Here is a 23653-nt window from a genome sequence, read left to right as displayed (position 1 = left end):
GAAAGGATTATGGGTTACATCTTACGTCCTCGAGACTTCTTCTGCTTATTCTCGTCCTGCTTCTGCTTTTGTTCAGCAGTGGGTGCTGTTTGCCCTTTTTTCAGAGGCTCTTTCACCTGCTTGGTAGCTTCGTTGGTCTTGCCGTGATTATTCACGGCTACCTGCGTCTTGTGTTCTTCCGCTACGGCTTCGACCTTTTCCGTTCCTTGCTTCTTGTCAGGGTTCCATTTGTAGAAGCGTGGGCGGTTCTGCTCTTTGTCCATACGGACATAGGCATTGAAGGGTTGCCCCTCTTTATCGATCATGTTTTTGAGGTAAAGTGTGCGACCGTTGTCTAAGGCTTCTCGTTGCTTCTCTGACAGCTCTAGACCACAAAGTTTGCGAGGTGCCTTGCCTTGTTGACGATCTTGTCGCTGTTCCTGACGCTCTTTGAGACTCTTGTTCTCTCCGAAGATGAACTCAATGCCTTTCTTCTCTGCATTGACCTGAAGCGTAGCATCGAAGGATTTGCCACTCTTAGCGGTCATTCCTTCTACTTTTACCGCTTTGCCTTCCACTAGATCTTTGTATTGCTGATCAGAGAGCGTGACGCCTTTGATCTCTTGAGGAATGCTTACACGGTCGGCACGCAAGGCGATAATCTCATTGGTCTGTGGGTCAATGGAGACGTAGGCTGCAAAAGGTTCACCGCTCTTGGGTGTTACTTCGATGGTTTTACCGAGATTACCGGTTGCGAGTAGTTGTTCCTTCTCTTCGGGGGAGAACTTGTAGCCCATATAGGGATAGTCGAGCTGTGGTTCTTTACGCATAGCGTGGATGGCTAACCCGATATTGCCCTCATTGTCTGTGCGGAAGGCAAGGCGAGCCTCTGTGTAGATAGTCGTATCTCCTATGGGGATAGCTATGGTCACGAGGTTACTCTTCTGCCAATTGAGCATCTTCTCTAGCTCACCACTCTGCTCTAACCGCTCACGGGAGAGTCCGAGACTGTCGAGCTTCTTCCAGTCTACCTTGTCTGCATTAATGGCTGTGCTCTTCTTCTGCTGTGGTAGATAGTCTTCAAAGGGTACACCGACCTCTGCCAACTGCTGTCTGCTTTCAGGAGCCTCTCGGTTTTGGAGCAGAGTACGCAGGTTGTCTACGCCTTGCTCCACATTGCTCGCCAACACCTTGTATAGCCCGAAATGGGAGGGGGTGTTGAACTGCTTGAGAAAGTTGGTCATGAAGTTCTTCAGTAGTCCATCCTTGCTGTTGAACTTTAGAAATGCCGCCTGATTAGCTTCAAGAGGCTCAGTTGTTTTGAGCTTGCCCTTATCATCAATGCCCGAAACCACGGAGAGTTTCCCCGCTTCTTGCTGATTCTTTACCTCGGTGCGATCCTCTAAGACCAGCACGTAATTGTCATTGCTATTTGCTTCCATAAATCACTCTGTTTGATTTGAATAATACCTTTCAGACAGCAAATATATAAGCTAAAATGACCTCTCCTAAGTCTCAGGGAATTATAAGGAAAGGAAGTGATGAAAAAGAAAATTCGCCCAAGATTTGGTAGTTTGATCTTTTATGTCAAACTTGGCACTCAGAAGGAACATTATTACAGTAGTACTAAGCGATGATAAGGGTAAGCTCGAAAAGACAAAGAGTCAAAGGAGCTAGTAACCAACCAAATAGAACTTATTTCAGCAAAGAGAGAAGAGACTGGATTTTTCATTTTCAATCGGAACACAAAGAGCGGCAATACCCCTGACACACCAAACGTCCTCCGCTCCGCTACAGGCGTTTGGCTTAGTCTGTTGCATTGCCGACGGGGAGTTTATCCGATTTGAAAAAGAAAAAAAACAAGCCCGGGGTACGGTATACCACGACAAACTACCTCACATTGCTAGAGTCAACTAAAATCAGTATCTTTGAAAAGTCAAGACAACTCATTCTAGTATGACGACGAAAACGATGTCAACCGAAATCAGTTTCAGCAAAAAAAATAAGTCAACCATTTTCAGGGAACGACAGAGAATAAATATTAATCATATAATTTTTTCTGTCTTTGAATCATCCATGGAAGAGATTGAATTCTTTTTAGATGATATTTCAAAGGATATGCTTGAAAATAAAACGACAAAAAAAAGTGATGCATTGCAGAATTTGATTTGTTTCGATAAAAATGAGCAAACCATTTTGTTAAACAACTACAAAAAAGAAGCATACAATGCCATTTTTTTTCTATCAAGTCAATCCCCTAAATATGTCTGTATGATTTCATCAGTTTCAGATGGATGGATTACATTATTTAATGTACTATCTTCAAAAATTAAAAAGAGTTGTTTTCATTTTGAAATAGATGGGACGGCATCCCCTATGAATATGATGATTTTTTCTCATGGGGAAATTGAAAGAATTATTTATTCTTTAAAAGACACTCGCTGGATCTTTTATGAAAAAGGAGATGTTTTGCCGTTTGAGAATAAAAACTATTATCAAAAAAGAAAAATATCCGCAAGATTAAATAAATCTATTCTAATAGAATATTGCAAGCATCTTGGCTTTGATATTACAGAAGTCTCCTTCTGGCAATCACCAGTTTCTGCTCTTTTTTATTGTTATAGTTTTTAATTTATAGATACGGATAAACAACGAGAGATATTATATTATCATATATCGAAAAACTCATACTCGACCTAAGGTTAGGGTTAAGAAACTCTCCAAATAATCAGGAGTTGGTTGCAAAACGACGAGAATTGGAAAGAATTAAGCAAGAAATTCTATTTATGAGTAGGCATTCAGAAATACTAACTGCCAAGTTTTATCATATTGATGAAACAATTACTAGTAGTTCTGAAATCAGGCTTATGGATGTTTGCGATACCGAAGATATGTCACTTTGGATAGAAACTACAGTGGAAGGGGGCCGTATAAGACTTCAAGAGGGAGATCTAATTTTAAAGGTAATCAGGTTTGGAGCAGTGACATCACCTACATCCCCTTGGAGCGAGGGGACAACAGCGTTGAGTTCTGCTTCTTATCCCTGATTTTGGATAACTATACGAAGGAGATCGTGGGCTATAGTCTAGGGGGCAGTCTGATCTCAGAATACCCCTGTAAGGCACTAAAGCAAGCCCTCAAGCGGCTCCCCAAAAAGGACGCTTCCGATCTCATTCACTACTCCGACAGAGGCACCCAATATACGAGTCGGCAGTACACTAACATGCTCAATAAAAGAGGAATACAAATCAGCATGATAGAGTCAGGAGACCCCAAAGAGAAATCCCAGTCAGAGCGGATCAACAGTACCACTAAGAACGAATTCTTAAAGGGCAAAGTGTTCCGTAGCATTGATGAGGCAAATCGCGCAATCAGCAAAGCTATAGAGACTTATAACACCATTCGACCTCATATGAGCATCGACTATATGACCCCACAAGAAGCTAGGGAATGCACGGGTCCCCTGAAGAAGCGATGGCGCAGCTATCGTGAAGACACAATTCAGAAAGCTCGAAAAGACAAAGAGTCAAAGGAGCTAGTAACCAGCTAAATAGAACTTATTTCAGCAAAGAGAGAAGAGACTGGATTTTTCATTTTCAATCGGAACACAAAGAGCGGCAATACCCCTGACACACCAAACGCCCTCCGCTCCGCTACAGGCGTTTGGCTTAGTCTGTTACATTGCCGACGGGGAGTTTATCCGATTTGAAAAAGAAAAAAAACAAGCCCGGGGTATACCACGACAAACTACCTCAAACTACCAGAGTCAACTAAAATCAGTATCTTTGAAAAGTCAAGACAGCTCATTCTAGTATGACGACGAAAACGATGTCAACCGAAATCAGTTTCAGCAAAAAATAAGTCAACCATTTTCAGGGAACGTCAATGTACCAGCAACAAATGAAAACCCCTCCACAAATCCCGTCAGATTATGGAACAATTGAATGATTTTTTCGGCAAGTTGTTTGCCTACCTCCGGGAACATCCGCAATATGGGCTTCTCGTGGCAATCCTCCTTGTAATCCTGTATCTCATAGGGTTGATTTTTGACTGGAAATGGACGCTGCTGCCCAGCGGGAACAGCGACTTTACGCAAATGTGGATTGACCTGTTTGGCAGGAATGCCGTCCGGTTCGTGAAGGGTGTCCTCGCCGTCCTCCTGCTTCTTACCTTAGTTTACCTGTACTACCATTATAAATAATCCGCCTATGTCTTCGCCTTCCACCTCCCACGGTTACTTTGAAAGCGTCAGCACCCAGTTGTCCCTGAGTGTGGGCTCCTCGTTTGAGGGTGTTACGATCCTGACACAAATTCAATGGAAATGCAACTTGTTCGAAGCGAAAGCCATCAGAAATTATCACATAGAGGGGGTGTTAAAGATCGTGAAGAGCAAACTGGAAAAAATACAAACGAAATAGTTATGCTAAATAATTCATTTATAGATAAAACTACCAATAAGAAGGTAATCGGGAGAAAGATATCGTATGAGAACATTGTTCTGTTTTTTTGCGAATGGGAATTCCCGGGAAAAGATGAATACATGGAGTTTTTATTACAATTTAATGGATTATTTTTCCCAGATGGGTTAATCCTTAAAAGTGATTTAGATGTCGAGTTGGAAGTTGAAACCTTATACGACGTCAATGGTAGGCTTGAACGTTATTGGGATATTGCAAAGAAAAACCCTGACCTACCAGATGACTTTACAACAAGACATATACCGATAGGAAATGATGCAGCAGGAAATCAATATTGGGTTGATTTATTTTCGGGCAAAATTTTATTCTTTGAAACAGAGTATGATTTCTCAGAAGGTTTACATGTTGTCTCTGACTGCTTTTGCACATTTTACTCGAATTTACGCCCTATGTAATGAAGGTTGTGTTTTTGGGGGAATCGTTTTGATCAAAGAGGCCATTGATTCCTACTATGTAAGGATGGTACTGACCTACGACGGCATCGACAATCTCCTCACCTACAAGGACGACCATCAGGAGGTGGAATACGGCTATGAGGGGATGTGGAAGCTCACGCGCCGGAAGGATGCCCGTGGCGTCATCTGTTTCCTGCATGACCGTGAGGAGAGGCTGCTCGAAATTATCAACGAGAAGGGCGAGCACTATGCCTTTGCCATGGACGCCGCGGGAAACGTACTGCAGGAGGAGGGGTTCGACGGTGGCGTGAGGAAATATGTCCGTGACCGTGCGGGTCGTGTCATCAAGGAAACGCTTCCCAGCGGCAAGTTCAAGGAGTACGAGTACGACAGGTGCGGACGGGTTACGCGCGTTACCCACGATTACGACAAGGCGGAAGAGCAGACTTACGACTACTATGCCTCCGGACGGCTGGCGGAAGCCAGGAATGAACACGCTATAGTCAGTTTCCGCTACGACAACATGGGGTTGCCCGTGGAGGAGCGGAGCAATGAACACGTTATCAAACGTACCTATGACAAGTCTGGACAGATAGCCACGCTTACGAGCTCTCTTGGCGCCGACCTTGCCTACGAACGCAATGAGTTCGGGGAACTGACCTGCTTTTCTGCAGGACAGGCGGAAGCCCCTAGTCGCTTTGAGAGCAGGCACGAGTATGACAGCCTTGGCTTTGAGCTGGAGCGCATACTCCCCGGTGGCGTAACGCAGAGCTTTGCCTATGACGACATCGGCAGGCTCATCGACAGTAAGACCCGCCAGTCATCCAAGGTGTGCAGAGAACGCAAATACCGTTGGGGTAAAGCCGACAGGCTGCTCAAGACGGAGGACAACCGCTTTGGCACCACCTATGAGTACAGCCCCTCCGGGCATCTGCAAAAGGCGGTCTATGCCGATGGCAGGGAGGAGTACCGTCTTTCGGACAAGGCGGGCAACCTCTTTGACGACCCTAACAGAAAGCTGCGCAAGTACCTCCGAGGAGGAAAGCTGGAGCAGTCGGGGGAATGGCGCTTTGTCTATGACAGGGACGGACAGCTCGTAGAGAAATACAAGGGTTCCGGCAAATGGTGGGACAGCAAGTCCGAACGCTGGCGATATATCTGGAATCAGAACGGAACGCTGAAGGAGGTCAGACCTCCCGGAGGGGGAGATTTTGCCTTTGATGCCCTGTTCACCTATGACGCACTCGGAAGACGCCTGAGCAAGGATGCCATTGGCATCACCTGCTGGCTGTGGAACGGCAACGTGCCCCTGCACGAGTGGACACCAAGTCAGAGTCGCAATGAGAATGGGGAGATAGAAGAAAACCAAAAAGACCTCAGGATATGGCTCTTTGAGGAGGAGAGTTTCGTGCCCTTGGCTCTGTTCCAGGACGACAAGGCATACTCCATCGTGACCGACCATCTGGGCACGCCCGTGGAGGCGTACAACGAGCAGGGCGAGGAAGTGTGGTACCGCAGGCTTGACATGAACGGGAAGGTCATCGAGGAGCGGTCCATGCTCTATACTTCCTACAAGGATTACGTCAGGATACCATTCCTTTTCCAAGGACAGTACTATGACGAGGAAGTCAAACTGGCGTACAACAGGTTCAGATACTATGACCCGAATACAGGAAATTACATATGCCAAGACCCCATAGATTTACAAGGAGGTATGCAACTTTACGCATACATTCACGATTCCAATAGTTGGATAGACCCGTTTGGGTTAAGCGGTCGTGGTGGTACTCTACACAGGAGTATTCAAGACCAATTACGAGATGATTTAAAAGGTTTAGGCAAAAGTGTAGAAGCAGAAGGGCAGATAAAATTAAAAAATGGACAATCAAGATTTGGTGATTTAGTAGTAAGGAATGATGTAGGAGATATAATTGAAGTACATCAAATCGGAGATATGCGTACTCGTGGAGGATTTAGACCGTCTTCAAGAGAGCGAGGAGCGATTATGAATATTAGGGAGGCTTTGGGCGATGATGTAAGGATAGTTTTCCACGATAAAAAGGGACGGGTAACACTTATAGACCCCGATAAAGCCGATGACTGGAAAGTGCCAAGTAAAAAACATAGAAAAAAATAGTTATGGTTAATTATGAGTTCAATACAATTTAATTATTTTGCAGATGAAAAAGGGGAGCAAATTATAAGGCAAGAGCTTTTAGATAGGTTTGGCTCTCTTTATGCAAGGGATTATTTCGGAGAGAATAAAAGTATAATAAAAGAAACAGAAGACTTTCCTAAAACGCCTTTTGAAATTTATTTAACTCGTGAAAAATTGGCTACTCAAATAAATACTTTGTCAGGTAAATTGTCCATTTCTGTTTATGATAGCCCTGTTGTTGAATACACACCTTCAAAAATCAGAGACGAAAATGTATACGTTCAAGGTCGTTTAGCTTATTTTGCTGGTAATGAGTTCCCAGAGTTAAAAAAAGAAGTGCAATCCCTATTCAGAAAACTCAAAAAACAGTGTTGGAAAGATAAACAATGGAATGAGTGGGTATTTGAAACCATCGGAGATGAAGCAATGGTCTTTATACCCAATAGGGTTGTTCATCTAAATAGAGAGTGATGTATCCCGCTTTGGTGAGGATGGAAGGTATTATATCTGGGACATCGGCGAGAACCTGTTCTACTATTTTACCGACACCTCCTATAAGGAAGTACGCCGACCCTGCCTACGAACGCAATGAGTTCGGGGAACTGACCTGCTTCTCGGCAGGACAGGCGGAAGCCCGTGGTCGCTTTGAGAGCAGGCACGAGTATGACAGCCTTGGCTTTGAGCTGGAGCGCATACTCCCCGGTGGCGTAACGCAGAGCTTTGCCTATGACGACATTGGCAGGCTCATCGACAGCAAGATCCGCCAGTCATCCAAGGTGCGCAGAGAACGCAAATACCATTGGGGTAAAGCCGATCGACTACTCAAGACGGAGGACAACCGCTTTGGCACCACCACCTATGAGTACAGCCCCACCGGGCATCTGCAAAAGGCGGTCTATGCCGATGGCAGGGAGGAGTACCGTATCTCGGACAAGGCGGGCAACCTCTTTGACGACCCTGACAGAAAGCTGCGCAAGTACCTCCGAGGAGGAAAGCTGGAGCAGTCGGGGGAATGGCGCTTTGTCTATGACAGGGACGGACAGCTCGTGGAAAGGTACAAGGGCACAGGCAAGTGGTGGGACAGCGAGCAAAAACGATGGAAATACATCTGGAACCAGAACGGAACGCTGAAGGAGGTCAGACCTCCCGGAGGGGGAGATTTTGCCTTTGATGCCCTGTTCGCCTATGACGCACTCGGAAGAAGACTGAGCAAGGATGCCATTGGCGTCACCTGCTGGCTGTGGAACGGCAACGTGCCCCTGCACGAGTGAACACCAAGTCAGAGGCGCAATGAGCAGGGAGAGATAGAAGAAATCTATAAATCTTATCAAGATAACAAGCCTGTAAATATTAAGAAATGCCTAAATCATCAATATTCTTTTTAATCGCATTCATTTTTTTGCTTTTTGGATGTACAAGAAATAATATGCCGTCAGATCATCAAATGTTAGAGCATTTCAATCTCTACGAGTCTGAATTTGAGAGATTGAGAAAAATTTCTGTTAAGTACGATGGATTTCATTATCCCCCTTATGACGAAACAGATAGTACAGCCTATGTTATTTCATCTAAAGATAAAAAGGAATTGGACTCTTTAATCAAGAGACTGGATATTATTAGTATACAGTATGATGGGATATCAGAAGTATGCTTGCTCTTTCATACATGGGGTATTTCTATCAGCGGAGGGTACAAGGAGTATGTCTATACTCCAAATCTTGAGGATAATATAAAGAACTACGATAAAGAGGTTGCCTTAGATCCCAGCACTGAAATGTATATCGTAGAAAGAATTACGGAAGAAGATTTGGATCAAGTTGCCCAAAGATATTCTGCAAATATAGAGTTATATCGTCCTATAAAAAATGGTTGGTATATACATCTCAGTCGAGAGAATTGATTCTTGAGATGTATGCTATTCTTTTATGAGGTAACGTAAAGATGGATTTGTTTTGATGCGCTCTATTTCTAATTCTATCAATGACATAACCTCCCGTTTTACACGCTTGTAGTTGGCTTCAATAGTCTCTTTGAGATTATCGGAGCCATTTTCGTTTGTGAAGTCCGCTATCATAGGAATAGGCTGGTAAGCTTTCGTTTCAGCAGAGACCTTGGCAACATCCACAACGATTTCTGCGTGGAATATTTTCTGATCGATGCGTTCATCGAAGTTATCGGACACTGCTCCTACAAACATTCCTTGCGTGAGGTTTGAAATTTTACTTGCAGGAATCAGACTATCCATCTGCGTAGATATAGATGTGGACTTGTCATTACGGTTGATGGTCATAGACTGCCGTTGTTGTAGAACCTTACCGAAACGCTCGGAAAGCGTCTTAGCCGTTTCACCTACAACTTGCCCGCTAAAAACATTACCCACGGTGTTCTGTATCACTTTACTCTCCTTATCCCCATAATCACGGGTCAGCTGAGAGAAGTCCTGAAAGCCTAGACACACAGCGACCTTGTTACTTCGGGCTGTGGCTATTAAGTTATCAAGACCACGAAAGTAGATGGTTGGTAGCTCATCTATAATCACCGAGCTTTTAAGTTGATGCTTCTTATTGATAAGCTTCACAATGCGGCTATTGTAGAGTCCGAGCGCAGCCGAATAGATGTTCTGTCGGTCGGGGTTGTTTCCTACCACAAGCACTTTCGGCTCATTAGGATTGTTAATGTCTAGAGAGAAGTCATCGCCCGTCATCACCCAGTATAAGGCAGGAGAAATCATTCGTGAAAGTGGTATCTTAGCACTAGCAATCTGTCCTTGAAGCTGATCTTGAGCCCCACCCTCCCACGCATCCAGAAAGGGAGAAAGGTAGTTGGCGAGTTCATCGTAAGAGGTGAGTATCGGGAATATCTGGGCATACGGTCTATTCAAGAATTCTATGGCATGTGGAAAGGTGCAGTATTTTCCACCCTCATAGATTTTGAGAAACCAAATGATAGCTGCAAGCAAGATAATTGGAGACTCCACAAAGAAATCACCCTGCTTCTGAATCCAGGAGCGGTTCAAATTGAGCATGATGGTGTACGCACTCTCGTAAGCATCTGATATATCCGTCATAAAAGCTGGATTGATGGGATTACAGCGGTGCGACTTACGAGGGTCATCAAAGTTAATCACAAAGAACTGTGGTTGTACTTTATAAGCATCCAAATGGGTACGTAAATGGTTATAGGCAATCTCCGATAGGTCTGGGAACTTGTAGTCATAGATGTACATTGCAAAGCCTTTCTCAATCTGCTGCTTGATGTAATTGTTCACGATGGCGTAGGACTTACCCGATCCCGGTGTACCGAGCACCATCGAGGCACGGAAGGGATTGACCACGTTAATCCAACCGTTATTCCACTTCTTCTTGTAGTAAAAGCGTGTCGGCAGATTGACCGAGTACTCGTTCTCCATCAGTCTTGTCTCCTGCATGAAGCTCTCGTTCTCCGTATTGAACACATCGTCCATAAGGTTGTTTTTCAGCAGGCGACTCATCCATACGCCAGCCATCAGCAGGCAGATATAGCCCATAGAGAGCGTGAAGATGTAGAGCGAAGCTGCACCAACGACTCCAATCGGAAGTGCCAGCAGCCACCAATTGAGGAAGAAGAGTACAAACCCAATGGCTAAAACAGTCCAAATCTTAGCCCAAGTAATCTTCTCTTCCTTAACCCCACGAGTTCCTAAGCAAGAAAGAGCAAGGAACAGCACACAAAAGAGCTTCGTCCAGAGAATCGAGGAGAAGAGCCCTGCTGTACGTTGAAAGTTCATCAGAATTTTATCTAGTACCGAGAGCGTCAAGCCCCAAGTGTGGAATGCTTCATAGCAAAACCAGTAGCAGTTGATGAGCAGGATTAGTACAGAGATCCCTCTCATAAAGTCCATAATCTTGCCCAATGCTCTCAAATCATCTTCTTGTGCCATAATTATCTGTTGTTTAATCGTTGTCTAATCACTATTTATTCAAAGTCAAATGCGTAGGCTTCGCTGCTTCCCCTTTTCACCGAACTGTATCGTCACGGAGAAAATGCTAGATACCTACGTGACCATTTTCTATTTGCCACGGAGGGGCGATCTATTTCTTCGGAAGTTTCATTTCATTCTTCCGAAGTTTGATCTCATTCTTCCGAACTATTACTTTGTCCTTCCGTGGAGATTTCTTCTTTTCTCCGTCTCTATTTTCGATTTCCTCCGTGAAGAGTGCGATGCCGTCTTATTTATCATACCCTGCCTTGACTTACCTCTTCCTTCGTCTGAGATGAACCTTGCTCTGCCTGCGAAGTTTCCGTTGCCAAGCCGCCTCTTTCCAATCATCATTGCTACTACCGAGTGGAAGGTCACCGACAATATCATCTACCAGCTCATCGACAAGGTTGTCTCCCTCGTCCGCATCTGACTGTAACGGTTGAACAGTTGGAACTTCTTCTTTCAATTGAGAGGAATAAGTGCCATACAGCATTTCATCCATAAATGGATTGTAGGTCGGGTTGGAGAGGTAGGCATTAAATGTATTGGCCGAGTACCCCTTGCCTAGTCGGGAGCCATTGAGTGCAATGCCATCCGCATCGTCTATGAACGTAATACCATAGATACGCCTGCTCTCATTCTTTCGGATAACCATTCGCAAACCTTGCTCCTCCAATCGATGTCGCAGTGCTTCCTCCGTCTGGGGAGAAGTACGCATTACTTGTAAGACTTTCTCCCTTACGGCTGGTATCAGGGGCTTGATAGCTTGCTTAGATTGTTGCATCCTATTCTGCACGGCTGTATAGCCCACACCACGACCGATCTCCGAGGCATGGATGGGTGTACTGACCTTATCGCCTTTATCATCAGTCGGTACATAGACCAGTCCATCGTACTTCTTCCCTCGAAACTCTGTCTTGACTTCTTCCACGGCAAGATTGTAGTGGGAAAGAATGGCATTGAGTTCTCCCAACGAACAGAAGCGGTAATGCTTCAGAACAGAACGAGCTATAGATGCTACCTGCTCTTTGATATTTCCTTTTGCCACATCCACCTTTGAGAGTTCTTGTAGTGGCTTACCTGTAATCTCTGTGCTGGGAATTAGATGGTACTTCTTCTCCAGCGCATCCGTAATTTTCTTGCTTCTTCTGCCTTCAAACTTGTCATTGATCTTTCGACCATCACCATCTACCCTTAGCGATACGATGTGTATATGTTCACGGGCGATATCATTGTGCTTGAACACAATATAGGGTTGCTTGCCATAGCCCAGAGCCTCCATATACTCCTTAGCTATCTGCGAGAGCGTTTCATCGGACAGCTTCTCGTCTGGATGGGGATTGAGCGAGCAATGGAAGACAGTTTTCTTTGTTCTACACTTTTCGGGTATCAATGCCTGCATATCTGCAAGTACCTCCGACATGGTATATTCGCCCGCTCTGTTTTGGTACAAGCCATGTGCCAGCAGAAGTGTTGCTTCCTTCTTATTCACCTTCTTGAAGTTGTAGCCGAGTGCACCCCCGAGGTTCTCCGTTGCTGAAATCTTGGCAATCATTACTTGCGGTAATCAATGGTCAGAGAGATCGCCTGCTCCTGCAAAGCAATAATCTGAGCTGATAGTTGCTCCAGTTTCTCAAGCAGTATCTGAGCTGTCTTCACGCTATGATAGCTGTTGATGACTCGTACAGCTTGGTTATACAGCACGCCTATCTTATGTATCTGGGCAGTCAATTCGGATAGCTTACGATAGTACTCCACGGCAGACTTATCTACCGTTATCACCTTGAAATGCTCTCCCAATATCCTTGCCCGCACGAAGTCGGACTTCGTTTCCGCCCCTGATTTATGGAACAACTCAATCGCTCGTTGCTGGTCTTTCGGGTTGGGAAGACGGGTATCCCATCTGTCCCATCGCTCTATCTTTCCATTCATTGTTTTTATCCTTATCTAATTACGACTTTGGAGTAATTCTCTCCCCTTCGGGGCAAGGGTCTTTGTCGGAAGAAACGGAGTTTGTCGGACAAAGACACACCTTGCCAATATCAAGAAGTGATACGATGAAGTATCCACCCCTCGGGGGTGTCTACTTCGGGGAGAAAAGCTCCACGATTTCTATCTGCCTGCAAAGTTACAGCGACCTTGTAACTAATTCACTATAAACGACATTCCTGTGATTTCACTTCTTTTCCTCATACTTCACTAGAGGTTGAGACTTAGGTTAAGAGCTAGTTATTTTGCGACCAAACTCAGTCATGAGCTAAGTCAATTTTGAGTTAAGTCAAAACCTAACTCTTGAGCTAAGTCAATTTTGAGCTGAGTCAAGAACTAACTCTTGAGCTAAGTCAATTTTGAGTTAAGTCAAAACCTAACTCTTGAGCTGAGTCAATTTTGAGTTAAGTCAAAACCTAACTCTTGAGTTCAGTCAATTTTGAGTTGAGTCAAAACCTAACTCTTGAGCTAAGTCAATTTTGAGTTGAGTCAAGACCTAACTCTTGAGCTAAGTCAATTTTGAGCTGAGTCAAGAACTAACTCTTGAGCTAAGTCAATTCTGAGTTGAGTCAAGAACTAACTCTTGAGCTAAGTCAATTTTGAGTTGAGTCAAGACCTAACTCTTGAGTCAGATTTAGAGTGAAACAATCGCCCCATAGGCTTATAACACAAGTAGTAACCAAAGAACAATATGGACACAAACAACCGCCCGCTTTACTTAGGCTTCGCTTCACAAAAGGGAGGAGTCGGTAAGAGCACGCTAGCCGAAGTGCTAGCATCTATTTTATACTACGAGAAGGATATCCCTCTTGTCGTAGTGGACTGCGATGGCACACAGGAGTCATTTTTCAAGCTCCGAGAGCGTGACAGAGATCTTATTGGAACCTCTCCAGATATAGGAAAGGCACTCCACGAGCGACTTGCCCAATATGGGAAGAAGTCTTACCAGATTATCCGAAGCAATCTAGAGCAGGCGATAAGCAATACAGAGCAATACTTGAGTAAAGCACCGATAGCTCCCCAGCTCGTCATATTCGACTTCCCTGGTCATGTAGCTACCAGTGCTATGATGGAGCTATCCATTATGATGGACTATATCATCTCCCCCATAGAGGCAGACCCGCAATCGTTGGCATCAAGCTTTGCTTATGCCAAGACGATCCAAGAGCTAGGTGTAGGCTTTGCAGAGTCTCAAATCCAAGATCTCTTTTTGCTTTGGAACAAGGTAAATCGCAGTGCCAGCACTATGGTCATCGAACTGTTCAGTCAGCACGCTCAAGAGCAGGGCTTGAAGATCCTAGACACTCGTATCTACCATTCTGTTCGCTTCAGTCGTGAGCTAGCTCAAGGGGGTGTCAAGGGAGTCTTTCGTTGCTCTTACCTACCTCCAGCTACCACGCTACGCCCTCAGACAGGTGTGGATGAATGGGTCGAAGAGGTGATACAGAAGCTAGGTCTACAAAAAGGTACAAGCTTATGAGCTCACTTAAAGAACAGCGAGAGCGACTGCTCCAAGCTAAGATGAGAGAGATGGCAAATATAGGGGTCACCAAGCGTACCGCAGAGAATATCCCAGACTTTGATGAGCCGATAGATTTGGATGAAGAGCCAACGCTTGAAGCGGAGTGTAATGCCGTCTCAGAGATCGAGGAGACAACAGCCTCTACTCCGATCTCCTCTCCTCAAGCATCCCAACGTCACAGCTCCAAAAGAAAGCTCTCGAACAAGGATGAGAAGAAGTCTAGCTCATCAACACTAGAGTTTGCAGCGTACGAAGAACGTTTTCTGACATCTGTACGAGACGGACGCAACAAGTCTGGCTTCAGCATTCATACCGAAGTGCTACAGCTACTTCGGAATGTGGTGAGTGACCTCCGTGTAGAGACCTCCATCACAAGCTATATTGAGAACATCATACTGGATCACTTGAAAACGCACCAGGAGCTATTGAACCAAATCGCCTCTCAGCGGAGACGAGATAAGACTATTGACCTATGATTGAAGAGATATTGAGAAGCTTACTGCTCTTATTAGGGATTGTGTGGGTGATCTTTGGCATCACATATTGGCGGAGACTCTTGAACAGCTCCAAGCAAAACCCTAAAAGAAAGGCTACAGCCAAGAAAGAGAAGACGGAAAAGGCAGACTCCAATCAAGAGCGTAAGGTGCTTGTGAGAGACGAACTAGTCGGCAAGAGCAAGCCTTTTATTTCCTCATCTTTCCCTATGGTTCCTAAGAATTCCTCATCTGAAAAAGCGGTCGATAATCCCGCTACATTTGCAGAGTTAGATCGTGATAAGTCAACGCAAAGAGATGACGCTACAGATCCTTTAGAAGCGGAAAGCGAAACTATTCCTGAGGCAGAAAACGAGATACAAGTTGCCTACACGATGGAGGATCCAGATGAGGAGAGTATCCTGCGGGAGGAGTTACAGATTGCCAGCGAGGCGATGCCCGAACTCTCCCCGACAGCCATCCTAGCAAGAGATTTATCTCGGATTAGCCAATGGAGTAAGCAAGAGGATTCACTGACTAATGAAAATGAAGAGGAGGTGTGCCAGACGCTCCGCACCTTGCGAGGAACGGAGCTTATGGATCGGCTCAAAGAGTATACGCTAGAAGTGGAGGAAGCTCACCGCAATCTCTTTGCAGCCCTGCGGAAAGCTGAAGAGCTAGAAGAGGAACCCTCATCTTCCCAAGCAGAGACAGAGGCGGGAGAAGAAGACAAACCGCTCTCTTACTACTTGTAACCCAACAATAGAACAGCAAGATTATTCTTTAACAACTTGATATAACGACAGACAATGAACAGACGAATGATTAGCAAGGAACGCCTAGCGATGCTTGCCCTGACCCTGATGATGACAGGTGCGACAGCCTTTGCCCAAGGCAATGGTATGGCGGGCATCAACGAAGCGACCAAGATGGTCACTTCCTATTTTGACCCAGCCACCAAGCTCATCTATGCCATTGGGGCAGTGGTGGGCTTGATAGGCGGGGTCAAGGTGTACAATAAGTTTAGCTCAGGAGACCCCGATACGAGCAAGACCGCTGCAAGCTGGTTCGGAGCTTGTATTTTCCTCATCGTAGCTGCTACCATCCTGCGTAGCTTCTTCCTCTAATGGCTAGTTGGGAAGTAAATAAAGGAGTCGGTCGGACGGTGGAGTTCAAGGGATTGAAGGCTCACTACCTCTTCTTATTTGCAGGAGGGTTACTGGGTATCTTCATCCTTGTAGTGATTCTCTATCTCTGTGGCATCAGTCAGATCATCTGCTTGGGCATAGGCGTAGTGGGTGCCACCGTTGTGGTGTGGCAAACGTTCGCTATGAATCGCAAGTATGGTCAATATGGATTGATGAAGCGAGGAGCTATAAGAAAACATCCGAGGTATCTCTTGAACCGCCGTTCGGTCTATCAGCTTTTTCACCAACTCAATAGCTCTAGATGATGAGAAACAGAAGCAAGATAACCACCTTAGAGTCAAAGTTCCCCTTGCTGAGTGTAGAGCATGGGTGCATTGTCAGTAAGGATGCTGATGTGACGGTTGCTTTTCGAGTGGAACTACCCGAGCTTTTTACAGTCACATCCGCAGAGTATGAGACGATGCACTCTACTTGGCATAAAGCCATCAAGGTGCTACCCAACTTCACGATCGTTCACAAGCAAGATTGGTTCATCAAGGAGTGCTACCATACGACTTGCAAGCGTGGTCAAGAAAAGCCTTTGAGCTTTCTCGCTCGTGCCTCTGAGAGACATTTCAATGAGCGACCCTATCTAAACCATACCGTCTACCTCTTTATCACGAAGAGCAATCGACAGCGTATGGCACAGCAGAGTAGCTTCTCAACGCTTTGTAGAGGTCATCTACTCCCTAAAGAGATTACCAACGAAGAGGAGATGGTGAAGTTTATGGAGTCGGTGGATCAGTTCGAACGCATCATCAATGAATCCGAATTGATAAAGCTGGCTCGAATGAGCGAGGCTGAGCTGGTTGGCTCTAGGGAGCAAGCTGCTCTATTAGATCGCTACTTCTCTCTATCAGATAGCAGACACGGCACATTGGAGGATATACGTTTAGGGGCAGACCTTGTACGTGTGGGAGACAATATGCTCTGCCTGCATACGCTCTCGGATACGGATGATCTACCCACTACGGTCAGTACCGATGGTCGCTATGAGAGATTATCAACAGACCGCTCAGACTGCCGACTCTCCTTTGCCTCTCCAGTGGGGCTGATGCTTCCCTGCAACCATATCTACAATCAATACCTCTTCATTGAAGATAGCGAGGCTAACTTGCAGCGTTTTGAGAAGCAAGCAAGGAATATGCACTCTCTAGCACGCTACAGCCGTAGCAATCAAATCAACGAAGAGTGGATACAGGAGTATCTCAACACCGCACACTCTCAGGGACTCACCTCCATTAGAGCTCACTTTAATGTCTTGGCATGGAGTGACGACGAAGAGGAACTTCGACAAGTCAAGAATGATGTGGGCTCTGCCCTGGCCTTGATGGAGTGCCGTCCTAGACATAACACCATCGATACAGCGACCCTCTATTGGGCGGCTATCCCGGGTAATGCTGGTGACTTTCCCGCAGAAGAGTCTTTCTACACCTTCATTGAGCCGGCTCTCTGTTTCTTCACGGCAGAGACCAACTACAAGGACTCGCTCTCACCCTTTGGGATTAAGATGGCAGACAGATTATCTGGTAAGCCGATACATCTCGACATATCTGATCTGCCGATGAAGCAAGGAATCATTACCAACCGCAACAAGTTCATCCTCGGTCCCTCGGGCAGTGGTAAGAGTTTCTTTACGAACCATATGGTACGACAATATTACGAGCAGGGGGCGCATGTCCTCTTGGTCGATACGGGTAACTCGTATCAAGGGTTGTGCGAACTAATCCATCGTAAGACAAAGGGGGAGGATGGAGTCTACTTCACCTACACCCATGACCATCCTATCTCCTTCAATCCTTTTTATACGGATGACAGGTTCTTTGATGTAGAGAAGCGAGAGAGTATCTGCACCCTACTGATGACGCTCTGGAAGAGTGCCGATGAGCGGGTTACCAAGACTGAGGCTGGAGAGCTGGGCTCTGCTGTCAATGCCTATATCGAGCTCATCTGCTCAGATGCTAGTATCGTCCCGAACTTCAACAGCTTCTACGAATACCTTAGAGATGTCTATCGTAAGGATATGGAGCAGCGAGATATCAAGGTGACGCTCTCTGACTTCAATATCAATAATCTTCTGACTACGCTCAAGCAGTATTACAAAGGTGGTCGTTACGACTTCCTACTGAACTCGGATAAGAACATAGACCTGCTCTCTAAACGGTTTATCGTCTTCGAGATTGACCAAGTAAAGGACAATAAAGACCTCTTCCCCGTGGTGACCATTATCATCATGGAAGCCTTTATCAATAAGATGCGCCGACTGAAGGGTATCCGCAAGATGATCCTCATCGAGGAGGCCTGGAAGGCGATTGCTTCGGAGAATATGGCGGACTACATTAAGTATCTCTACAAGACGGTCAGAAAGTATTTCGGAGAGGCTATTGTGGTGACGCAGGAGGTAGACGACATCATCTCTTCACCCGTAGTGAAGGAGAGTATCATCAACAACTCTGACTGTAAGATCCTACTAGACCAGCGTAAGTACATGACCAAGTTTGATGGTATCCAGTCGATGCTGGGTCTCTCCGAAAAGGAGAAGAGCCAAATCCTCTCAATCAATCAGAACAACGATCCTCACCGACTCTACAAAGAGGTGTGGGTCGGGCTGGGAGGTATGCAGAGTGCCGTCTATGCTACAGAGGTGAGTATGGAGGAGTATCTCACCTATACGACAGAGGAGCGAGAAAAGCTGGAGGTAATGCAACGTGCGGAGCAGCTGGGAGGTGACATTGAGTCGGCCATCCGACAACTCGCCATAGAGAAAAGAGATAAGCAATAATAGTAACAATCAAATACCTAGTGACAATGAAAAAGTATCTGCTGATGGCTCTCTTTGCAATGAGCCTATTTATCCCTCAAGCTCACGCTCAGTGGGTGGTTACCGACCCTGGGAACTTTGCTGGCAACATAGCTAACTCCATTAAGGAGATTGCCACCGCCTCGAAGACGGTCAAAAACACGCTAAGTGGTTTTAAGGAGGTGGAGAAACTGTACAACGACACCAAGAAGTACTACGATGCGCTCAAGCAGGTGAACAACCTTATAGGCGATGCCTACAAGGTGAAGGAGTGCATCCTAATGGTGGGAGACATATCAGAGATCTATGTAACCTCCTACAAGAAGATGCTAGCGGACCCAAACTTCCGCCCCACAGAGCTAGCCGCTATGGCTGCTGGCTATGCCAAACTCTTGGAACTGAGTGGAGAGAGTCTCAAGGAGCTGAAGTCTGTAGCTAAGAGCAAGGTGTTCTCGATGAATGATAGCGAGCGTATGCAGATGATAGACCGCATCTATACGACACTACGTGAGTATCGATCGATTGTTTCTTACTACACCCGAAAGAATATCTCCGTGAGTTATGTACGTGCTCACGAGAAGAATGATCTAGCATCGGTCAAAGCGCTTTATGGAAATCCAGAGAGCCGATATTGGTAAGAACATCTACGTAAAGATAGCCGTTAGGATCTATGGACTTTGCATCACTACATGAATTACTCCGCTCCACCTATCAGGAGATGATGCCTCTCTGTGGAGAGATGACGGGCATTGCCAAGGGGATTGCGGGATTAGGAGCGCTCTTCTATGTAGCCGTAAGGGTGTGGTCTTCGTTGTCTCGTGCCGAGCCGATTGACCTCTTCCCCTTACTGCGACCTTTTGTGCTGGGCTTCTGTATTATGTTCTTCCCAACGATTGTGCTGGGTACGATGAATACGATTCTCTCTCCTGTGGTACAAGGTACAGAGCGAATGGTCAATAAGCAGACGGTACAACTAGACAAGTTGACCGCTAAGCGAGACAAACTACAAGAGGCTGCCTATCTCCGTAACCCCGAGACGGCTTACTTGGTTTCTAATGAAGCTTTTGACCAAAAGATAGAAGAGATGGGGATCATCGGGCCGAGCGATGCGGTGACCATCGCTGGGATGTATGCCGAGCGTGCTGCTTACAAAACGAAGCAATGGCTTATGAAGCAACTCCATGACCTCATAGAGTTGCTATACCATGCAGCTGCTCTGATTATTGATACGCTCCGTACCTTCTTTCTTATTGTGCTGAGCATACTGGGACCAATCGTCTTTGGTATTGCAGTTTGGGATGGCTTGTCGGGGTCGCTTACGGCTTGGTTCTCACGCTACATATCGGTCTATCTGTGGTTACCCGTGAGCTCTGTCCTCTCGGCTCTCCTCACAAAGATACAGGTGTTGATGGTGCAGAAGGATATTGCAGCATTGAGTGATCCTAACTATCTGCCTGATTCGGGTAGCTGGTACTACATTGTCTTCTTCCTGATTGGTATCGTAGGGTACTTCTGTGTTCCTACGGTAGCGGGCTGGATTATAGAGGCTGGCGGTGGCATCGGGGCGTACGGACGCAATGTCAATCAGACGGCACAACGAGGTGCTCAGGGTGCCTATACGGGAGGTAAGGCGGTAGCTGGTGCCATTGGGTCTATAGCTGGTAACGTAGGCGGACGTATCAAAGGGGCTCTTATCAAGGGCAAATAGCGTCCCTTCAGCCGAAGGGTGGCTATGACACGCTTGATGAGGATGCGATGACCACGTGACGGTCGTATGACGGTCAGGTGGGTAGGATAAGCTCCTCCTATGTGTGTCAATGTAGTAGCTGGTGAGGTAAGCGTAGTGCCTGCCGTGTGGCACTACAGTTTCCTACCCATGGCACTGGAGTTTCCTACCCATGAAACTAGAGTTTCTTACCTATGAAACTAGAGTTTCCTCCGTATGAAACTGCAGTGCCAAGTGGAGTTGGCACTAGAGTTTCACCCGTATGGCACTGCAGTGCCAAGGCACATTGGCACTAGACTACCCCTCAGAAGTTTTTAGATATAAGACAATTAGAATAATGGAATATGGAATTCAAATCACTCACAAACATAGAGACCTCTTTCAAGCAGATTAGGCTCTACGCCATCATCTTTGCGATAGTCTGTATAGCGGTCAGTAGCTATGCGGTCTATGCTTCGTACAGCTTTGCTAAGAAGCAGCGTGAGAAGGTGTACGTACTGGACCAAGGGAAGTCTCTGATGCTGGCTCTGAGCCAAGACGCTTCGATGAACCGCCCAGTAGAGGCTCGAGAGCATGTAAGACGCTTTCACGAGCTTTTCTTCACGATTGCGCCCGACAAGGATGCTATCGAAAAGAATATGGAGCGTGCTTTCCAACTATGCGACAAGTCCGCTTTTAACTACTACAAGGATCTAGCGGAGAAGGGGTACTACAATCGAGCTATCTCGGGCAATGTCAACCAACGTATAGAGATTGACTCCATACGGTGTGACTTTGATTCATACCCCTATGAAGTAACCACCTTCGCTCGGCAGTTTATTATCCGACAGAGCAATGTCACGGAGCGGAGCTTGGTGACTAGTTGCTCGCTACAAAACTCGGTTCGCTCGGACAACAATCCACAAGGGTTTCTGATGGAGCACTTCCTCGTACGAGAGAATCGTGACATCCAAACTTACAAGCGATAAGTCTATGAAGCGGAGAAGTAGACCTACCCTCAGAAGAAGCTATTTGAGAGGGCAGGTGCGGCTAAGAGAGCGATGCAATATGCTAACGAACAGACAGCGACAGATTATTGTCTACGGACTGAGTTTCGTCTACCTAGTCTGCTCAATCTGGATGGTGGCACAGTTCTTCCTCCCGCACCGAGAGGAGATGCCACCTATCCCTATGGGAGAGCTGGTGGACAGCCCGATACAGAGGGATACAACCTACATCAAGAGAATGGAACATTTAGCGATTAGTAACTATGGAGCATAAACAGAAAGAACAATTGAAGAAGGTGTTAGTCTTCGCAGGGCTAGGGATTATATTTGCCCTTGCTATGTGGTTTATATTTGCACCCGCCACTAAGGAGCAAACGGACGCTGGTGAGGGGTTGAATGACAACATACCACAAGCTACGACCGAAAAGCTAACGGAGAATAAACTCAAAGCCTATGAACTAGTTGACCATACAACTCAAGAGGAGCAAGCTCGTGAGGAGGTGGGGAGACTGGCGGAGTACTTTCAGCAGGAGGGAACCTCGTCTGAGAGTGACCCGCAGGAGGCGGTCGTTGGAAATAAGATTGAGTCTTCGATGCAACGCTACGAGGAGAACAACCGTTTGCTAGCAGACTTCTACGGCTCTGACCCTTATGAGGAGGAGCGAGAAGCTATGCAACAGGAGATTGATGACCTCAGACGTGAACTGCACGAGCTTAGCCAACAAGACGATGACGAGGAAGCTAAGCAACTAGCTCTTATGGAGAAGAGCTACCAAATGGCGGCTAAGTACTTGCCCGCAGCTGGTGCCTCTCCTGCCCATGGTGCTATGCCTATGGGTGAGCAGTCTCAGATGGTCTCTCCGTCCAGCGGTGGAGCTGCCAAGGACGAGGCTCCAATGGAGATAATAGCTGACCACAAGCCGTTGGTCTCAGCACTGGACCAGCCAATGAGTGACGAGGAGTTTATAGAGATGTACGGAACCAAGGAGCGGAATATGAGCTTTCACTCGCTCTCTAATAGCTCTGCACACTCTGGCGAGCGCAATACCCTTTGCGTAGTGGTGGACAAAACAACGACTCTTAAAGAGGGTGACTACGTTGCTCTTCGCCTGCTGGAGACCGCTCGTGTACAGCAAACATCAATCCCGAAGCATAGTCTCTTGATGGCACAAGCTAAGATAGATGGCAACCGAATGCAGCTGCTGATTAAGAGCATAGAGGTGAATGGTCGCATTCTGCCGGTCAAACTATCTGCCTATGATACAGACGGACAGATGGGAGTCTATATCCCTGGCTCTGAAGAGGTGTCGGCGCTCAAGGAGATGGGGGCAAATGTCGGGGGATCGATGGGTACCTCTTTCACCTTTTCCTCATCGGCTAAAGACCAAATCATCTCCGAGGTGACTAGAGGGGTGATGCAGGGAGCTGGACAACTACTACAGAAGAAGCTCCGCACGATTAAGGTGACGCTCAAAGGAGGATATAGACTATTCCTTGTACAGACGAAGTAAGCTTTTAGAACTCTAACAATAACAACTGATATACTTATGAAGAAATGGATTTTATCTATCGTAGTTTGTGCTACGATAACGCTCCCCACTATGGCACAACAAGTGGAGGGAAACAATCAACTACTGAGCAACGGAGACCTTTACCAAGGGATGAGCCGATCGATACCGAATGGACGGGTCGTGTTGCCCTACGGGCTGGAGGTCACGTTTGAAAAGACGGTGCATCTCATCTTTCCTGCAGCTATACGCTATGTAGACCTCGGGTCGCAAAACATTATTGCTGGGAAAGCTGACGATGCGGAGAATGTGCTGCGTGTAAAGGCTGCCGTCCGAGAGTTTGAGACGGAGACCAATATGAGTGTCATCTGCGAGGATGGCTCATTCTACGCATTCAGTGCGCCCATAATAGGGGCTTGATAATAATCACTTTGGCAAGTGATTAGGTTAGTATTCCAATTTATAAACCTATCCCATACCGACTTATCCGA

23 protein-coding genes and 1 pseudogene are annotated in these 23653 nt (G+C 46.2%); 20 read left to right on the top strand and 4 right to left on the bottom strand.

Annotated elements, in window-relative coordinates:
* Nucleotides 1–14 precede the first annotated feature (14 nt).
* Nucleotides 15–1421 carry a DUF3945 domain-containing protein gene (locus tag MWL85_RS08280; protein ID WP_244400358.1) on the bottom strand — a complete coding sequence of 469 codons (1407 nt, stop codon included), beginning with the start codon at nt 1419–1421 and terminating at the stop codon, nt 15–17.
* A 634-nt stretch (nt 1422–2055) separates the two neighbouring features.
* Between MWL85_RS08280 and MWL85_RS08275 the strand changes: the two genes are divergently transcribed.
* From MWL85_RS08275 to MWL85_RS08240, 8 genes are all read left to right on the top strand, one after another.
* Nucleotides 2056–2610: a hypothetical protein gene (locus MWL85_RS08275; protein WP_244400357.1), complete on the top strand. Its 555-nt coding sequence runs from the start codon at nt 2056–2058 to the stop codon at nt 2608–2610.
* A gap of 268 nt (nt 2611–2878) precedes the next feature.
* Nucleotides 2879–3529 (top strand): integrase core domain-containing protein, encoded by a 651-nt coding sequence (locus tag MWL85_RS08270; RefSeq protein ID WP_244400356.1) that lies wholly within the window; start codon nt 2879–2881, stop codon nt 3527–3529.
* Nucleotides 3530–3910: 381 nt separating this feature from the next.
* Nucleotides 3911–4180, top strand: coding sequence for an immunity 17 family protein (locus tag MWL85_RS08265; RefSeq protein WP_018029229.1), 270 nt, complete (start codon nt 3911–3913; stop codon nt 4178–4180).
* A gap of 114 nt (nt 4181–4294) precedes the next feature.
* Nucleotides 4295–4852, top strand: a complete 558-nt coding sequence (locus MWL85_RS08260; RefSeq protein WP_244400355.1) for an SMI1/KNR4 family protein — start codon at nt 4295–4297, stop codon at nt 4850–4852.
* A gap of 28 nt (nt 4853–4880) precedes the next feature.
* The gene (locus MWL85_RS08255) at nt 4881–6989 is read left to right on the top strand and encodes an RHS repeat domain-containing protein (protein ID WP_244400354.1); all 2109 of its coding nucleotides are present in this window, start codon (nt 4881–4883) and stop codon (nt 6987–6989) included.
* Between the two features lie 12 nt (nt 6990–7001).
* A complete protein-coding gene (locus tag MWL85_RS08250) occupies nt 7002–7481 on the top strand; it encodes a hypothetical protein (protein WP_244400353.1) in 480 nt (159 codons plus the stop codon).
* A gap of 305 nt (nt 7482–7786) precedes the next feature.
* Nucleotides 7787–8281 (top strand): hypothetical protein, encoded by a 495-nt coding sequence (locus tag MWL85_RS08245; RefSeq protein WP_244400352.1) that lies wholly within the window; start codon nt 7787–7789, stop codon nt 8279–8281.
* 86 nt (nt 8282–8367) lie between these two features.
* The gene (locus MWL85_RS08240) at nt 8368–8910 is read left to right on the top strand and encodes a DUF4948 family protein (protein WP_244400351.1); all 543 of its coding nucleotides are present in this window, start codon (nt 8368–8370) and stop codon (nt 8908–8910) included.
* Between the two features lie 15 nt (nt 8911–8925).
* Here MWL85_RS08240 and mobC read toward each other — a convergent pair whose 3' ends face one another.
* From mobC to MWL85_RS08225, 3 genes are all read right to left on the bottom strand, one after another.
* The gene (mobC, locus tag MWL85_RS08235) at nt 8926–10929 is read right to left on the bottom strand and encodes a conjugal transfer protein MobC (protein ID WP_244400350.1); all 2004 of its coding nucleotides are present in this window, start codon (nt 10927–10929) and stop codon (nt 8926–8928) included.
* Nucleotides 10930–11242: 313 nt separating this feature from the next.
* The gene (gene mobB, locus MWL85_RS08230; RefSeq protein ID WP_244400349.1) at nt 11243–12526 is read right to left on the bottom strand and encodes a conjugal transfer protein MobB; all 1284 of its coding nucleotides are present in this window, start codon (nt 12524–12526) and stop codon (nt 11243–11245) included.
* A complete protein-coding gene (locus MWL85_RS08225; protein WP_244400348.1) occupies nt 12526–12903 on the bottom strand; it encodes a plasmid mobilization protein in 378 nt (125 codons plus the stop codon). Before MWL85_RS08225 ends, mobB begins: the two co-directional genes overlap by 1 nt.
* A gap of 748 nt (nt 12904–13651) precedes the next feature.
* Between MWL85_RS08225 and MWL85_RS08220 the strand changes: the two genes are divergently transcribed.
* From MWL85_RS08220 to MWL85_RS08165, 12 genes and pseudogenes are all read left to right on the top strand, one after another.
* Nucleotides 13652–14440 (top strand): ParA family protein, encoded by a 789-nt coding sequence (locus MWL85_RS08220; RefSeq protein WP_244400347.1) that lies wholly within the window; start codon nt 13652–13654, stop codon nt 14438–14440.
* Complete coding sequence (locus tag MWL85_RS08215; protein WP_244400346.1) at nt 14437–14958, top strand: DUF3408 domain-containing protein; 522 nt, start codon at nt 14437–14439, stop codon at nt 14956–14958. Before MWL85_RS08220 ends, MWL85_RS08215 begins: the two co-directional genes overlap by 4 nt.
* The gene (locus MWL85_RS08210) at nt 14955–15710 is read left to right on the top strand and encodes a hypothetical protein (protein ID WP_244400345.1); all 756 of its coding nucleotides are present in this window, start codon (nt 14955–14957) and stop codon (nt 15708–15710) included. The genes MWL85_RS08215 and MWL85_RS08210 overlap by 4 nt, the downstream gene beginning before the upstream one ends.
* A gap of 66 nt (nt 15711–15776) precedes the next feature.
* On the top strand, nt 15777–16082 hold the full coding sequence (locus tag MWL85_RS08205) for a DUF4134 domain-containing protein (RefSeq protein WP_004330933.1): 306 nt from the start codon (nt 15777–15779) through the stop codon (nt 16080–16082).
* Complete coding sequence (locus tag MWL85_RS08200; protein WP_244400344.1) at nt 16082–16408, top strand: DUF4133 domain-containing protein; 327 nt, start codon at nt 16082–16084, stop codon at nt 16406–16408. The genes MWL85_RS08205 and MWL85_RS08200 overlap by 1 nt, the downstream gene beginning before the upstream one ends.
* The gene (locus tag MWL85_RS08195; RefSeq protein ID WP_244401870.1) at nt 16408–18924 is read left to right on the top strand and encodes a TraG family conjugative transposon ATPase; all 2517 of its coding nucleotides are present in this window, start codon (nt 16408–16410) and stop codon (nt 18922–18924) included. The genes MWL85_RS08200 and MWL85_RS08195 overlap by 1 nt, the downstream gene beginning before the upstream one ends.
* A gap of 26 nt (nt 18925–18950) precedes the next feature.
* A complete protein-coding gene (locus MWL85_RS08190; RefSeq protein WP_004330928.1) occupies nt 18951–19580 on the top strand; it encodes a DUF4141 domain-containing protein in 630 nt (209 codons plus the stop codon).
* A gap of 32 nt (nt 19581–19612) precedes the next feature.
* The gene (gene traJ / locus MWL85_RS08185; RefSeq protein ID WP_244400343.1) at nt 19613–20650 is read left to right on the top strand and encodes a conjugative transposon protein TraJ; all 1038 of its coding nucleotides are present in this window, start codon (nt 19613–19615) and stop codon (nt 20648–20650) included.
* A gap of 362 nt (nt 20651–21012) precedes the next feature.
* Nucleotides 21013–21636, top strand: a complete 624-nt coding sequence (gene traK, locus MWL85_RS08180; protein WP_004330615.1) for a conjugative transposon protein TraK — start codon at nt 21013–21015, stop codon at nt 21634–21636.
* A gap of 4 nt (nt 21637–21640) precedes the next feature.
* A complete protein-coding gene (locus MWL85_RS08175; protein ID WP_013760812.1) occupies nt 21641–21928 on the top strand; it encodes a hypothetical protein in 288 nt (95 codons plus the stop codon).
* Nucleotides 21918–23165 (top strand): conjugative transposon protein TraM, encoded by a 1248-nt coding sequence (gene traM / locus MWL85_RS08170; RefSeq protein ID WP_244400342.1) that lies wholly within the window; start codon nt 21918–21920, stop codon nt 23163–23165. Before MWL85_RS08175 ends, traM begins: the two co-directional genes overlap by 11 nt.
* 90 nt (nt 23166–23255) lie before the next feature.
* Nucleotides 23256–23561, top strand: a pseudogene (locus tag MWL85_RS08165) (DUF4138 domain-containing protein); the annotation flags it as partial.
* Between the last annotated feature and the right edge of the window lie 92 nt (nt 23562–23653).

The sequence above is a fragment of the Porphyromonas somerae genome (genome assembly GCF_022845615.1).
Taxonomy (GTDB): domain Bacteria; phylum Bacteroidota; class Bacteroidia; order Bacteroidales; family Porphyromonadaceae; genus Porphyromonas_A; species Porphyromonas_A somerae.
The sequence above is the reverse complement of the archived record's forward strand: the minus strand, read 5'-3'. Positions and strand labels throughout refer to the sequence as shown.